We start from the raw sequence: 15,242 nt of genomic DNA on the forward strand, positions 1-15,242 counted from the left end.
GTGGTCTCGGTTTGGTCACCAGAGACAACCCCTTCCTGAGGGGAGTCAGTTGCTACCGAAGTCTAGACCGCTTTGCGACACGACCAATCGTTCGCCGTTGCGGTACATCCACTTGATGGTGTCGGCCTCATCGCTATTGGTGTAGATACGCGTCGGGTTGAGGTAGTGAATGTCGTATTCCTCGCAGGTGCCTTTCACCGACTCGCTGTCGAACTCGCGGTCCATCATCACGAGATCGATATCCACCATATCGGTCGCCCGCGTCAGGAGTTTCTCGACGATCTCGTCCTTTGACTGCCCGCGCACGCGCGGGATAGCGTCAAGCACCAACGGAACATCTCTCCCGACGATTTTGAGCACCGCCCACTGGTAGTACTCGTTTTTATCCCTGTACCCGAGGATGTCGTCCTCGTGACCCTCTGGGTCGCCGGTGAACGGGAAGCCCTTGGTCACGTCGATGGCCGCCCAGAGCTTCCCGGTGAGTTCGCCGTGCTGGCGCGCACGGGCGATCAGCATCCGCGTCGTATTGCGAAGCATCGAGCGGATATCCGCAACCGAGAGCTTGCCGATCTGGTAGCGGTGGGTCGATCCAGTTGGTATGCGCTCGCGCGTGGTATCGAGTGAGAACGATGCCGGGCCGCTGCGCGCGTACATGTCCTCACGCATCCCCATGTAGGCGTGCTGCTCCCAGAAGGCGTTCTCGTGGATCTGCCAGTTCGACCCGCGCTTGAGCGCGAAGGCGTCGGTCACGAAGGGCTTCGCCTGCTGCCACACCTCGTCGGTCCTCTCGGCAACGAGCTGGTGTTTCGGAGGCTTGTTGGTCTTGGTTTCGTCCGTTTCGCTGGTGCTGACTCGTTTGGGGAGGGAGACCCCGTTGGTACGCGCGGCCGTGACGATACTGTCGGCGCACTTCTGTACGGCGTCACGCAGGTCCTCACTGAAACGCTCGCTCCACGCGCGCCAGAACGTCGATTGATTTGGGAGGCTCTCGAACCCAAGATCTCGGCGCAGCGAGGGATTCGCTCGTAGGTGGTCGTGAAGCGTGGTTTCACCCCACCTGTTGATCTCCTTGATGATGAACGCCCGCAGCAGTAGCGCCATCGGATACGGACCCGAATAGGGTGCGGACGAATCGTGAGCGGCAAACGTAAGATGGCCTATCGGGAGACGACAAATCACCATCTCGATATCGGCGTAGTCCGTAGCGCGCTCGCACTGCGACTGCATTATTGTCGTGACATCCGTGACCAATTCGTCGAGATCACTACCTTTTCGGACAGGTTCGATATCGAAAAAGCGGGACTGACTGTGAGGATTTGAAGTCAAGCAGATAGATCCCTCCTTCATATATTACCAAACTTATATTTAATCATGGAGTTATTTTGAGATTTGCTACATTATGTCTAGTCAGCTTCAGATGAACGGAAAGAATTCATAACAGACCCTGACTGGAAGGGGTCCGCAAGTAACCGTATCACCACTACGGCTACGACAGCGATTAGTCCAAGGACGGCTAATGCCGTCATTGGAGTGGTCGCATCAGCGAGTGCTCCTCCGGTTGACCGTGCCAGTACAAAGATGAGTGCTTGCACCATCGAAACACCGCTGAGTGCGGTCGCTCGCCCTTGTGAATCGAGTCGGTTGTTCAGATACGTGCTCCCGAGGGTGTCGCTCACGGTGTTGGCACTGCGGGCAATGAAAAACACCGGGATTGCAGCCACGGGAAGCAGACTTGCGAGTAGAAGAACTCCTGCGAGTCCTGCTGTTCCAAGCGTGAACCAGCCGCCGATACTGAATCGGTCTGCAATTGGGTCGGCAAGGGACGAACCTACTGCGGCAGCGATCATCAATCCTGCGTACAATGGCCCGAGAAGCGACGGAGTGAACCCAACTGATAGTGCAACTGGTTGTACGAACACTTCGATAGTCTCTGGCACAGCCAGAACCACTGCCGATAAAACGACAAAGATCCTGATGCGACTCGTCGTGAGGACTGTCGTGAAGGCCGCAGCAGCCTCTCGTAGCGAAAAATCCTTTTTCGAAGTGTTAGCGTCCGGTTCGGGAAGTGTTAGGACAAGTAGACCACCGAGAGCAGTCATTACTCCAGCTGCAGCGAACGGAAGAGTAGACCAGTATTCGTAAAGCAACCCACCGCTCAGTGCAGTGACTGCTGCGGCTATATAGAACATCGATGTACTTCGGCCTCGTACCGCCGTGTACCTCGATGTCGCGTCGGCATCGACGAGCATGTCGTAGAGCCATGCATCGGTACTTCCTGAACGGAAGGTCGCGGCTACCCCCCAGAATGACCAGCACAGGATAAACCCGATGAGCGAATCAGCCATGGCAAATCCGATATGGGTTATCGAGACTAGTCCGGCTCCGAGAGCCAAGCTGTTCCGTCGGCCGACTCGATCACCGATATATCCAGTTGGAATTTCACCGAATAGTGTCCCGAGGAAAAATGTTCCCGCGGCAAGGCCAACGCCTGCGAGGTCTAATCCCTGTGCGAGCGCGTGAACCGTAAGAATCGGGTACACGAACCCCTCCGAGGTCAACAGCCGGTAGGCGTAGAATCGCCGAAGGAGTGAATTGATAGAACTCATCTAATCACCCTCGTATTCGTATAATCCGATATTGCAATGCGCGTGATAGCAATCGCCTGCTAGTATGAGTTCCTCTCATTGAACGACATATACCGATACTTTTGGGCAGGGGTTAAGACCTCGTAGAAGATCATTTCAATTGGTGAAGCAACAGGATACGAAGTCCATACCGACGGACTTTGGCGGATACACACATAGATCACATCAATGACTGACACATCCTCGGAAGTGGAACTCACTGAGATCCGTAATGCGTTTCAGCTACTCGCTAACGAGACACGATTATCAATACTTTATGCACTCTGGACGCGGCCAGCGTGGGAAGCAACGTTCACGGAACTGAAAACCGCCGTTGGAATGCGCGACAGCGGCCAATTTCAGTACCACCTCAATCAGCTCATGGGGACGTTCATTCAGCGAACAGATGAGGGATACACCCACCTCGCTGGAGGCATTGCGCTCTACCGGGCTGTGCTTGGTACGCTTGGTGGACCGGACGATGTTCCGCAGATCGTGCTCGAAACTCCCTGTCCACTATGCCACGGTTCGCTTGTGTTATCATACGAAAATCAGGTGTTCTATGCCCGATGTAAATCATGCGATGAAACTGTGCTGAGTTCACCGTTCTTTCCAGCAGGAGTTGTAAATAGAACGGATCAAGAACTCCTAATGGCCTTCGATGCGTGGTCCCGTCGATTGATTGACCTGCTTCAGAGCGGTGTCTGTCCGTGGTGTGCAAGTACAGTCTCACACGATTTCGAACGATCTGGGGACCCAGAGGAGGTCCTTATTACGCATCAGTGTACCCGATGTGAGGGGTTCCTTACAACTCACGTCGGAGAGGTCTTTCTCAGCGACCCAGCTGTGATTTCGTTTTTCTATCTACTTGGTCGTGATGTCACTACAATCCCGTACTGGAGCTTCGAGTTTTGTACCGACAACGATGATGTGGCGGTACTGTCAGAGAATCCGTGGATGGTCGAACAGGCGATTCGATACGAAGGTGAAACTATTCGCCTCAGACTCGATGAGACAATGAATACGACTGTCGCCGATTGTTCAATCAACTCACTGAGTAACTCAAGTGCGTGACTGTAATGATACGTTCAAAACAATTCGTGCATAAGAAATCAACTGCCCAACTTCAGCTTCAACCGCACAAGGGTTCGTCTGAAACTATGCCCGAGACTGGACATAGAACCGCTGTATGTCAGCCGTCGAATATCGTTTTGATTGACCAGCAGTAGCCGCCGAACCCCATGGATCGATGGAGCGGCACGGAAATCAGTCGTCTTCGGTCACTCTTCGCGCTCGTGTGACGAGCATAATCGCACGTAGCTGGCAGGTTCACAGTTCGAGATCATCGTCCGCTCGCTGGCGGGATCTGTATAGCAACATATAGTGTATGAATTCGAGATACGACAGTCTCAAGAATTATAGAATATCGTATATTTTGTCGAGATAGAGCTCACGGACGCGATCACCCCAGTTGTGGGTGTACGTATCGATGATATCGTCGGCGACATCGCCACGGAGATATTTCACGATGCCGCGATCACCGGTCCGATCACGGAGATGCGTCGTGAAGAAGTGTCGGAAGTAGTGTGGAGTGACGTTTTCGGCCGCGTCGCCACCCGACTGATACCAGCCCATCGAACGAGCGTGCGTGGTGACGATCGAGCGCACCATCGGTGGCGTGAGGCGCTCGCCCCAGTCGTCTCTGGTGCTGAGAAACAGGGGGTCGGCGGCCGAAACCGTGTTCGGTCGGACGGCGAGCCAGCGCCGCAGCGTTCGGCGAAGCTCCACATCGACCGGCACGATCGTCGCACGCCGTCGTTTGTTCGATGCGTGTCGTTGCTCGCCGTTGATAACGTCACCACGACCCACGTCGTTCGCCACGTACAGCGATTCGGCCCGATCGTTCAACTGGCCACGAGTACCCAACGAGTACGTCTCGTCGAGATCCGCGTCGTCGAGCACGAGATCGCGGAGATCGAGGTTACAGAGCTCGCCGACACGCATCCCGGTCTTCAGCAGTACGACGATCACGGCTCGATCGAGCGGGTGAGTGATTCCCGCGACGAACTCGCGCATGGCCGAGAGCGAGATCTCCCGACGCTGAGGGTCTTTTTCGATGGTCTCGTCCATCTCCTCGACGACAAGTGCCATCGGGTTCGAATCGAACGCCTCGACCTGCATCATATAGGCGTAGAACCGATGGAGATACGATGCGTAGGTCGCCACCGTACTCTGACTGTGTGACTCCCGCAGTGAATGTACCCACGCCATGCACTCGCGCTGACCCGCCTCGGCAGGTGTGAGCGAGCGCTCGTTCGGGCACCGAGGGCCAGCGATGAACTCCTCGAACCGCCGGAGGACCCGTTCGTAGGCCTCACGCGTGCGCTCCGAACGACCGTGGTATTCGAGATCCTCGATGAAATAGCCGACCGCGTCGTCGGTCGCCTCAGCGGCCATCGTCCCCTGCGGTGTAGCCCCCGTGGCGGCCGCTGTAGCGGACACGGTTCTCGCGCTGGAGCCGTTGGAGTGTGGTTTCGAGTCGCTCCTCGATATCGTCGGTGAGCGACTGGACGAGTTCGTCCCACGAGCAATAGCCGTCGTCGAGGACGTCGAGCACCCGGTCTTCGAGGCCATCAACCCCAGGGGTTTCGTCGCCAGAACCGTCCTCCGTCGGTTCGCTATCGAGGTCGAAATCGCGCCGGCCAGCCTGTATCATCAGTCGTACGAACTCACTCTGGCTCATCTCCAGCTCGGCGGCGTGCTCGCGCCACCGCTCTTTTTGATGGGCCGGAACGTAGGTCTTGACGACCTTTCGTTCGGTGTCACTCTCGCTCACGGGGGCCGAACGACCGCCCACGGTATCAACGTTCTCTTTTTCTCGATAAGCGTTCTTATGCCCTAATTCGACCCCTTCAGTTCCGCATTATTCTGGTATATCTATATTTGCAGTCCCCTGGTATCCCAATCTGGTACTACATGGATAGTAATCTATGGAATGTCAGTCGATAGCATCTATTTTCTCTTCGTAGTGAGATATGGATTACCGGACGACAGCGAGCACTCTCTTCGAGAACGCATCTGCATTCGGTTGGTTCTGGGAAGCGTTCGATAAGGGAGTATCGGGGTGCGTATCGTGTGGCTCCTCGATTTGGAACCCTCGTCCGCACACTGGTGCTCGTGATTCGACCAGCGTCCCGACAGCCAGCGGCGACAGTCGTCCACCCGACGAGTACGTACTGGCAAACAGCTGCTAGACCGGATGTGTATCGCGGCCAATTGTCTGGAGACGCGGCGCATCGACTTATCGAGGGACATCATCGCGATTCGTATCTCCATGCTGTACGATCGCTCCCTCATACGAATCCCGGGAAAGCTCTCTGCTACCCACGACGCTCTTCGATATCGTTTCCAGTGACGATATCCCCACCGTCAACGCCCGCGATACGACGGTCGTGGCGCTCGCTGACGCCGACCTTGAGCTGTGCAAAACCCATAGCACCGTCTACCTCAGAGGATGGTGGGGTCGGTCGAATGGCTTGTGAAGCTATGATCATTTGTTACCAGCGTCTCGTTCGATCGTATCGCTCGGGTCGTCATCGTTCTCTTCGTGTAATTCGGCATGCAGGCCTGACAGACTGTGACCGGGCTCGTCCCGCCACGGTGGGTGAACGACGTGGTACACTTCCAACCGCCTGTACGCCACAGTTGACGTACTGGTGACCGTAGCTGCCAGGCTTTCCGCGCTCAGGTGACTCTACGCTGCAGAGCGCAAACGCTGGCCTAGGATCATTGGCCACATGATTACTGCTCTACTCCTCAGGAGCTGTTTATTTATACCCCACGCTCACCCAGGAGGTTCGATCTGTCGATTTCGGAGATTGATTACTGACGGATAGGCCCTACCCGATAATAACTCGTATTTGGGTAAACTATTCCACTTGTTTCCACCCGAACGAATCAACCACATGCCGCTATACAATATACACGATCACTCGGTCGGTTCGACGGCACGACGCTCGTGGATCGGTCCGGCACGCTCGGCGAGATGGCGTGGTGTCCGATCGTTGGCGACCGCAAGCAGTTCGGCGACGATGCTGTAGGCGATGGTGGAGGGAGCATCGCCGCCGAGATCGAGGCCGATGGGCGTGTAGATGCGATCGGCGTCCGCGTCGGTGATGGACACGCCCTCGGCGGCGAGCTCGTCGCGCATCTCCTCGAATCGATCGCGGGGCCCCATCAGACCGATGTAGGGCACGGGCGTGTCGAGCAGTTCGCCGAGCGCAAGCCGGTCGTCGATAAAGTTGTGGGTCATCACGACCACGTGCGTATCGGCGTCGAGATCGATACTCTCGCGGAGCTTCGGCGGCGACGTCGTGTGAACCGTGTCGGCCGCGGGGAAGTCGGCCTCCGACAGCGCACCACGGAAGGCGACGACCGCGACGCGGAACCCGACCCGCGTCGCGAGTTCGACCACGGGAGTGACGTCCGGCCCGGAGCCGAGCACGACGAGCTCCGGAGGTGCCTCGATCGTATCGACGAACAGCTCGACGCTGCCATCGTCGGTGTCGACACTGATCGTCTCGCTCCGCCCGGCGTCGAACAGCGCGGCCGTTCGATCGGCGAGGTCCGCGACGAGCCACTCGGGTAGAGCACCCGCAAACCCGTCGTCGGGGTCGTAGATGCCACGCTCGCCGAGTGGGCGGTCGCCGCCGACGACCGTGAGGGTCGCACAGTCCGTGCCGTGTGCCACGCGCTCGACGGCCGGCCGATGGCTCGCGTCGAGCGGTTCGAGCAGGACGGTGATGATCCCGTTACAGCCCATGCCGAGCCCCCAGACGTCCTCGTCACCCATCAGATCGTAGGTTTCGATGCGGGGCCGTCCGGCGTCAAGCACCTCGTTCGCGAGTCCACGCACCTCGTCTTCGAGACAGCCGGCGGTGAGACTGCCGGCACCGCCATCGCCCTCGATGAGCATCTTCGCGCCGGGGCGGCGGTACGCGCTCCCCTCGACGTCGATGATGGTCGCGAGCACCGCATCGTTGCCCCGATCGAGCGCGTCGCCGATCGCTGCCAGTACGTCCGCTTCGGCCATCTCCCAGTTCGTGTCGGTCATGTCGTTGTCTGTTGCTGTGTTCGTCTCTCGGTTCGTCGCCTGTCGTGTTCGTAGCCGATAACGCCGCGTGACCCTTGCTGTCGGAGCTGCCGGGCGAGATCGGCGAGATCGGCCGGTCCGGCGAACGCGAACAACCCGTCGAGATACGGCAACGCGGCCGCCATCCCGCGGGCGCTCGGTTCGTACGCCGATGAGGCCGCGAGCGGGTTGAGCCAGAGCACCGCCGCTGCCGTCCGCGACAGCCCCGCCATTGCCCGCTCCAGTGCTGATACATCGCCCATCTCCAGACCGTCGCTCACGACGACGAGCACCGATCGCCGGTCGACGGCGTACGGAAATTCGGTGCGGAGGCGATCGAGCGATTCGCCGATATGCGTGCCGCCGCCCCACTCGGCCTCGGCGCGTTCGAGGGCGGCCAGCGCCGCGTCCGAACTCGGCGTGTCGAACGACTCGGTGACTTCCCGGAAATCCTCGTCGAAGAAGAACACCCGCGTGTCGCGCCAGGCCGCGTGGGCCTGCTGGAGGAATCGTAGCAAGAACGGCCGTTCGATCACGTCGAGCACCGATCGACTGACGTCGACCACCACGCGCACCCGGAGCGCTGTCCGTGCTCGTTCGCGACGCGGTAGGTCGACGACCGCACCGCCCGTCCCGACACTCGTCCGGAGCGCACGTCGGACGTCGGGACGTTCTTCGCCGGTGGTCCAGCGCCGACCCGCGAGTTCCGCGAGCGCGCGCGTCAACTCGTCGAAGGCGTCGTCGAACCCTTCCTCGTCGGGCACGGCGAATGCTGCGATCTCTTCCGATCGACCTGTCGGACTGTATCGGGCGGTCGTGACGTTCTCGCCAGCCGCTTCCGTTCCGCGGCCGACGACCGCACCCAGACCGTCTCGGCTTTCGTCCGCATCACCGTTCTCATCGTTCCCATCGTCCGATTCGGCGCGTTTTCCGGGAGTCGCTTCGGCCCCGAGCGGTGCGAGTCCCCCGTCCGGCGGATCGTCGGGGCGTTCCGCGGGGCCGATCGGATCGAGGCCGGCGGTGAGTCGCCGCCAGAACTCGGCGAAGAGTTCGTCGAACGTCGCCACGTCCGTCTGTTCGGGCACGAGCGACGCCCGCAGCCCGACTCGCGCGCGCTCGCGATCGTCGAACCCGATGGCAACGAGCGCGCGGGCGGCGGTCGTCCCGGCATTCGCGGGGACGGACACGCCTGCTCGTCGGAGCGCGCGCACGAACCGGACGAGCTCCTCGCGGACGTGCTCGGTCGGCTCCATCAGTCGGCCTCCGCGCGGGCGCGTTCGGCCACCTCGCGCAGCGATGCCAGCAGTTCGTCGTCGACGCGCTCGATGTCCTCGACCTCCTTGAGCAGGCAGCCGAGCGTGTTCCGGATCTCGGCATCGTCGAGCGAGTCCTCGTCCCCGTCGCGGAGCGCGTCGATCGCCCGTGCCCAGTCGATCGTCTCGGCCGCACCGGGCGGTTTGAGCAGGGGTTCCTCGCGAAGCCGGCCGGCCATCGCACAGAGTTCGGCGGCGACCGCCGCGTCGAGCGCGGGCACCTTCCGTTCGAGAATGGCGCGCTCCTTCTCGAAGGACGGTGGCGCGACGTGGAGGAACAGACACCGGCGCTTGAGCGCGTCCGACAGCCCCCGTGTCCGGTTCGAGGTGATGATCACCGCGGGCGGGGTCGTCGCGCTGACGGTGCCGAGTTCGGGCACGCTCACCTGGAAGTCGGAGAGCAGTTCGAGCAACAGCGCCTCGAACTCCTCGTCGGCCCGGTCGATCTCGTCGATGAGCAACACTCGCCGGCCCTCGCCGCGGAGCGCGCTCAGTAGCGGGCGTTCGAGCAGGTACTCCTCGTCGAACACCGACTCCTCGCCCTCGGTTCCTTGGACGCTCAACAGCTGCTTCGTGTAGTTCCACTCGTAGAGCGCGTTCTCGGCGGTCAGCCCCTCGTAACACTGGAGCCGGAAGAATTCGGCGTCGAACCCCCCGGCCAACACTTTGGCGAGTTCGGTCTTGCCCGCCCCCGGCTCGCCCTCGACGAGCAGCGGCTTGCCGAGGCGGAGCGCCAGCGTCACCGTCGTGAGGATTTCGTTGCCGGCGACGTAGTCCTCGCTCTCGAAGGCCGCCCGGACGTCGTCTTCGGTCGCCCCGTCGAACCCGGTCGCGTCGCTCATTCGCCCTCCACGATCCGTCGGCTGGCCGGTGCTGCCGGCCACGGGGCATCGTCGGGCGGGGTCGGCCCCGGGTCGGACGAAGCGATATCCACTATCGACTGTGACACGACCGCACGTAACGCACCCGTGCCTTAAAAACCAGTTCGTCAGTCCTCCGTCACGAGTCGGTGGGTGACGACCGGAGAAAAGAGAAAGGAGAGGTGTCAGTCGGCCGCGGCCGACGACGAACCACTCTCGATCGCCGCGGTAAGCGCCCGCTCGGTGTACACTTCGAGCAGTTGGGCGCGGAATTCGTTCGACGCCTGGAGATCCGACATCATCATGTCGACGTCGAGATCGTCGCCGGCGTGGTTCGCGGCCGACGCCATCGTCTCGTCGTCGAGTGCACCATCGGCGAGCGCGTCCTCGACGGGCGAGAGACGAACGCCGTGGTCCATCACGCCGTTCGCGCCGACGCGCGCCGACGTGACGCCGTCGCCGTCGATTTCGAGCAGTGCGGCGACGCCGACCATCGCGTACCCGGAGGACGGACTCGGCTTCTTCGCGTAGGCCCCGAGCGCGCCGTCGGCCGAGGGGATCTCGATCCGCGTGAGCAGCTCGTCGGGGCCGACGTCGGTCGTGTACATCCCGAAGAAGAAGTCGTCGGCCGGGATCTCGCGCTCGCCGTCCGGACCGTGGGTGACGAGCGTCGCGTCGGAGGCGAGTGCCGCACCCGGCAGGTCGGCGGCGGGGTCGGCGTGGGCGAGGTTCCCGCCGATCGTCCCCCGATTTCTGACCTGGACGTCGCCGACCTGCTCGACGGCCGCCGCGAGCGCCGGCGCGTGCTCGGCCACCGCGTCGGAGCCGAGCAGGTCGCTGTACCGCGTCATCGCGCCGATCGAGAGCGTGTCGCCGTCGACCGAGATCCCCTGCATCTCTTCGACGCCGCTGATGTCGATCAGGACGTCGGGGCTCGACAGCCCGGTCTTCATCGCCGGTAGCAGACTGTGGCCACCGGCGAGCAGTTCCGTCGTCCCCGCTCCCGAGTGCTCGTCGAGCAGATCGAGCGCGTCGTCGACGCTCTCGGCTCGGTAGTAGTCGAACTCGTCGGGATACATCAGTTCTCACCTCCGTCCTTGCCCCCGCTACCGTCCGCGATCGCCTCGTCGCCACCCTCCGCCCCTGCATCGGGGGCGTCGTTCACCGCCCGCCAGACCGCCTCGCCCGTGAGCGGCATGTCGATGTGGTCGACGCCGAACGGCTGGAGCGCGTCGGTGACGGCGTTCACGACCGCCTGCGGGGCCGCGATCGTGCCCGCCTCGCCGACACCCTTGACGCCGAGCGGGTTGTGCGGACTCGGCGTCACCGTCGAGTCGGTCTCCATCGTCGGGATGTGCTCGGCCTTCGGCACCGTGTAGTCCTGCATCGAGCCGGTCACCAGCTGTGCGTTGTCGTCGTACTCGGCACCTTCGTAGAGCGCCTGACCGATGCCCTGCGCGACGCCGCCGTGGACCTGTCCCTCGACGATCTTCGGGTTGATCTGTGGGCCGACGTCGTCGACGGCCACGTAGTTCTCGAACTCGATCTCCCCCGTCTCCGGGTCGACCTCCACGACCGCGATGTGGGTGCCGAACGGGAAGACGAAGTTGTCGGGATCGTAGAAGGAGGTCTCCTCCAGCCCCGGCTCGATCCCGTCGGGCATGTCGTGGGCGAGATAGGACTGGGCGGCCACGTCCTGGATGTGCATCGAGCGCTCGGGCGCGCCCGCGACGCTGAAATCACCATTCTCGAACTCGACATCTTCCTCGCTCGCTTCCAGCTGGTGGGCGGCGATCTTCTTCGCCTTCTCGACGACCTTCTGCGAACTCGTCGCCAGCGCCGACCCACCGACGGCCGCAGAGCGCGAGCCGTAGGTACCCATCCCCTGGGGAATCTCGTCGGTATCGCCCTCGACGATCTCGATGTCGTCGTAGGGGATCCCCAGTTCGTCGGAGACGATCTGTGCGTAGGTCGTCTCGTGACCCTGGCCGTGGCCCGAGGTGCCACAGAAGGCCGTCACTTTTCCTGTCGGGTGCACCCGAACGAGTCCGGACTCCCAGAGGCCGGCCTGTGCGCCGAGCTGACCGGCGAGTTCCGAGGGTGCGAGCCCACAGGCCTCGATGTAGCTCGACAGTCCGATGCCGAGATATCGCCCCTCCTCACGGAGTTCCTCCTGGCGCTCCCGCAGGTCGTCGTAGCCCACGGCTTCGAGGGCTTTGTCGAGCGCCGGTTCGTAGTCGCCGCTGTCGTACTCGACGGCGACGGGCGTCTGGTGGGGGAAGTCGTCGCTCGGCACGAAGTTCTGCCGCCGGAACTCGGCGGGATCCATCCCCATCTCGCGCGCGCCGAGGGTGATGATGCGCTCGACGAGATACAGCGCCTCCGGCCGTCCCGCGCCGCGGTAGGCGTCCACCGGTGCGCCGTTGGTGAACGCGCCGACCACGTTACAGTGAATAGCTGGAATGTCGTACTGGCCCGATAGGAGGGTGCCGTAGAGGTAGGTCGGCACGGCGGGCGCGAACGTCGAGAGATACGCGCCCATCCCCGCGTAGGTCTTCACGCGCATCCCAGTAATGATCCCCTCCTCGTCCATCGCCAGTTCGGCGTGTGATTCGTGATCGCGGCCGTGGGCGTCGGTGAGGTAGGTCTCGGTGCGCGTGGCGGTCCACTTGACGGGTCGGCCAGTCTCCATCGCACACCAGCACGCGAGCGCCTCGTCCGGGTAGTGGTGGATCTTCGAACCGAACCCGCCGCCGACGTCCGGCGCGACGATATGGAGTTTGTGCTCGGGCACGTCCAGCACTCCGGACATCAGCTGGCGATGGAGATGCGGGTTCTGGGAGGTCATGTGGACCTCCAGCTCCTCGGTGCCCGGTTTGTACTCGGCGACGGTCGCGCGCGGCTCCATCGCGTTCGGGATCAGCCGCTGGTTCGTCAGATCGACCTCCGCGGTGTGGGCCGCCTCGTCGAACGCCGCGTCCGTCTCGTCGGCGTCGCCGATCTCCCAGTCGAAGGCCGTGTTGTCGTCGAGATCGTCGTGGACCACCGGTGCGTCGTCCTCGACGGCTTCCTTCGGATCGATGACCGCGTCCCGGCGGTCGTAGTCGACGTCGATGGCGTCGACCGCGTCGCTCGCGATGTAGCGCTCCTCGGCGACAACGACCGCGATCCCGTCGCCCTGGTAGCGCGCCGTCTCGCCCGCGAGGAGCGGATGCACCGGCGTTTCCAGACTGTCGAGCAGCCAGCCCACGGGGATCTCGCCGGGGACGTCGAGATCGTCGGCGGTGTAGACACCGATCACGCCGTCCATTGCCTCGGCGTCGCTCGTGTCCACCCCATTGATCGTCGCGTGGCCGTACTGGCTCCTGAGCACGCTCATGTGGGCCATGTTCGGCCGCTGGATGTCGTCGGTGTATTCGGCCTCGCCCGTGATCAGCGAGGGGTCCTCACGGCGCTCGACCGCCGAGCCGAGCACCGATTCCACGTCGAGCTCGTCGGCTTCGATCGTCTCGATCCCCATCAGTCGTCACCTCCGCCGTCCGCGGCCGTCATCTCCGGACTACTCGCCTCCCCCATCTCGTCGGCGGCGAACTCGACGGCGTTGACGATGTTCTGATAGCCCGTACACCGACAGAGGTTCCCCTCGATCGCTTCCCTGATCTCGCCCTCGTCGGGGTCGGGGTTGCGCTCCAGGAGGTCGTCCGCCGCGAGCATCATCCCTGGCGTGCAGTAGCCACACTGGAGCCCGTGTTCCTTCTGGAATCCCTCCTGGATCGGAGCGTACGTGCCGTCCTCGGCGAGCCCTTCGACGGTGCCGATCTCTGCACCGTCGGCCTGGACCGCCAGTAGCGTGCAGGATTTCACCGCGTCGCCGTCGAGGTGTACCGTACAGGCCCCGCAGGTCGAGCTCTCGCAGCCGACGTTCGTCCCCGTATAGCCCAGCTCGTCGCGCAGCGCGTGGACGAGCAGGGTTCGCGATTCGACCGTGAGTTCGTGTGTCGTCCCGTTGACCGATAGTTCGATGTCGTGTTCTGTCATTGCTTGCTCCCGTCCGATCGACCGAGAATCCGGTCGACGATACCGCGGTCGTCCTCGTCCGACTGCGCTTGTTCGACGGTGCTACCCTCGGCGATCTCGCGTTCGCGGATCTCGTCCTGGACCGAGGAGAAGAATCGCTTGACGACCTGGTTGGCCGCCGGGTTGATGACGCGCTGGCCCATCTGCGCGATGCGCCCGAACACGTCGGCTTCGGTCGCCCACTCGACTTCGACGCCGTCGTCCGCCCCGTCGAGATCCATCCAGGAGGACATCTCGAAGGAGCTGTCGCCGGCCGACCCCTCGCCCGAGGCCTCCATGTACGGCTGGTCACGCTCGTCGATGGTGACGACCGTCTCGAATGTCGGGTTGACGGGGCCGATACTGATGCCGATGATGGCGGCGTAGTGATTCCCCTCCTCGAACGCGCGCTCGGCGATGACTTCCGGGTCGGACGTCGGCTCGACGTCACGATCGGCGTGTTCCTCGCGGAGGGCGTCGAAATCCGGATCCGTGTCCTCGACCACGACGAGGAACTCACAGCCCGGCAGCGCGTGCTCGATCATCACTGGGTCCGAGAGCGCGAGCCACACCTCCTCGGTCGTCGCGTCTTCGAGTTCGAACGTCCCACTGAATTCCATGTGTGAGTGTCTCCTGTGGGAGTAACTCACTCCCACACGGTACTGTCGCCATACCACCAAAAAGATTGCCATAGAACGGGTCGAAACGTCCGAGTCGTGAAGAAAAAATAACCAATGATATAAGTAATAGGTTCGTCTACGTGAGGCTATGACGAACGACCGAGTGATCGAGCTACTCCGCAGCGCCTACAACGACGAGATGGAGACGGTGATGAACTACCTGACGAACGCGTCGGTGCTCGACGGCGTCAGCGCCGCCGAGGTCAAGGACAGCCTTCGCACCGACGCCAAACAGGAGGAGCTGCTCCACGCCGAGCGTCTCGGCAAACGGCTGAAGGAACTCGACGCCCAGCCGCCGGCCTCCTTCGAGTTCGAACCGGAACAGGAGGCGCTTCAGCCGCCCGACGATACCGCCGACGTCCTGAGCGTGATCGACGGCGTGATCGAGTACGAACAGGCGGCCATCGACACCTACCGGTCGCTGCTGGAGGCTGCCCGCGATGCCGACGATCCCGTGACCGAGGATCTCGCGATCGACATCCTCAGCGACGAGGAGTCACACCGGAGCGAGTTCCGGAGTTTCCGCAAGGGCTACCGGGAGTGAGTCACAGGCACACGGCGGGTGTGGCCAGCAAGAC

The 15,242-nt window shown here is 62.2% G+C and carries 12 protein-coding genes and 1 pseudogene; 2 read left to right on the forward strand and 11 right to left on the reverse strand.

The window, feature by feature from the left end; all coding sequences use genetic code 11:
- Nucleotides 1-60 precede the first annotated feature (60 nt).
- Nucleotides 61-1,347 (reverse strand): annotated as a pseudogene (locus C451_RS11930) (transposase); the annotation flags it as partial.
- 56 nt (nt 1,348-1,403) lie between these two features.
- Nucleotides 1,404-2,606 carry an MFS transporter gene (locus C451_RS11935; protein ID WP_007740874.1) on the reverse strand — a complete coding sequence of 401 codons (1,203 nt, stop codon included), beginning with the start codon at nt 2,604-2,606 and terminating at the stop codon, nt 1,404-1,406.
- A gap of 207 nt (nt 2,607-2,813) precedes the next feature.
- Between C451_RS11935 and C451_RS11940 the strand changes: the two genes are divergently transcribed.
- Nucleotides 2,814-3,698: a winged helix-turn-helix domain-containing protein gene (locus tag C451_RS11940; protein WP_007740875.1), complete on the forward strand. Its 885-nt coding sequence runs from the start codon at nt 2,814-2,816 to the stop codon at nt 3,696-3,698.
- 342 nt (nt 3,699-4,040) lie between these two features.
- Here C451_RS11940 and C451_RS11945 read toward each other — a convergent pair whose 3' ends face one another.
- The 9 genes from C451_RS11945 to C451_RS11985 all read right to left on the reverse strand — a co-directional run bounded on the left by C451_RS11945 (nt 4,041) and on the right by C451_RS11985 (nt 14,604).
- Nucleotides 4,041-5,081 (reverse strand): tyrosine-type recombinase/integrase, encoded by a 1,041-nt coding sequence (locus C451_RS11945; protein WP_007740877.1) that lies wholly within the window; start codon nt 5,079-5,081, stop codon nt 4,041-4,043.
- Complete coding sequence (locus C451_RS11950) at nt 5,071-5,481, reverse strand: DUF5805 domain-containing protein (RefSeq protein WP_007740878.1); 411 nt, start codon at nt 5,479-5,481, stop codon at nt 5,071-5,073. The genes C451_RS11945 and C451_RS11950 overlap by 11 nt, the downstream gene beginning before the upstream one ends.
- Before the next feature lie 1,131 nt (nt 5,482-6,612).
- Nucleotides 6,613-7,737, reverse strand: coding sequence for an XdhC family protein (locus C451_RS11955; protein WP_007740879.1), 1,125 nt, complete (start codon nt 7,735-7,737; stop codon nt 6,613-6,615).
- Nucleotides 7,734-9,008, reverse strand: a complete 1,275-nt coding sequence (locus C451_RS11960) for a VWA domain-containing protein (RefSeq protein WP_007740880.1) — start codon at nt 9,006-9,008, stop codon at nt 7,734-7,736. Before C451_RS11960 ends, C451_RS11955 begins: the two co-directional genes overlap by 4 nt.
- Nucleotides 9,008-9,910: an AAA family ATPase gene (locus tag C451_RS11965; protein WP_007740882.1), complete on the reverse strand. Its 903-nt coding sequence runs from the start codon at nt 9,908-9,910 to the stop codon at nt 9,008-9,010. Before C451_RS11965 ends, C451_RS11960 begins: the two co-directional genes overlap by 1 nt.
- A 203-nt stretch (nt 9,911-10,113) precedes the next feature.
- On the reverse strand, nt 10,114-11,007 hold the full coding sequence (locus tag C451_RS11970) for an FAD binding domain-containing protein (protein ID WP_007740884.1): 894 nt from the start codon (nt 11,005-11,007) through the stop codon (nt 10,114-10,116).
- On the reverse strand, nt 11,007-13,448 hold the full coding sequence (locus C451_RS11975; protein ID WP_007740885.1) for a xanthine dehydrogenase family protein molybdopterin-binding subunit: 2,442 nt from the start codon (nt 13,446-13,448) through the stop codon (nt 11,007-11,009). Before C451_RS11975 ends, C451_RS11970 begins: the two co-directional genes overlap by 1 nt.
- Entirely contained in the window at nt 13,448-13,966 is a 519-nt protein-coding gene (locus C451_RS11980) for a (2Fe-2S)-binding protein (RefSeq protein WP_007740886.1), read from the reverse strand. The genes C451_RS11975 and C451_RS11980 overlap by 1 nt, the downstream gene beginning before the upstream one ends.
- Nucleotides 13,963-14,604 (reverse strand): CoxG family protein, encoded by a 642-nt coding sequence (locus tag C451_RS11985; RefSeq protein WP_007740887.1) that lies wholly within the window; start codon nt 14,602-14,604, stop codon nt 13,963-13,965. The genes C451_RS11980 and C451_RS11985 overlap by 4 nt, the downstream gene beginning before the upstream one ends.
- Before the next feature lie 148 nt (nt 14,605-14,752).
- On the opposite strand from C451_RS11985, the gene C451_RS11990 reads away from it, so the two are divergent.
- A complete protein-coding gene (locus C451_RS11990) occupies nt 14,753-15,208 on the forward strand; it encodes a ferritin-like domain-containing protein (protein ID WP_007740889.1) in 456 nt (151 codons plus the stop codon).
- The last annotated feature ends 34 nt before the right edge of the window (nt 15,209-15,242 follow it).

Origin of the sequence: Halococcus thailandensis JCM 13552 (assembly GCF_000336715.1) — an archaeon.
In the GTDB taxonomy this organism is placed as follows: Archaea; Halobacteriota; Halobacteria; order Halobacteriales; family Halococcaceae; genus Halococcus; species Halococcus thailandensis.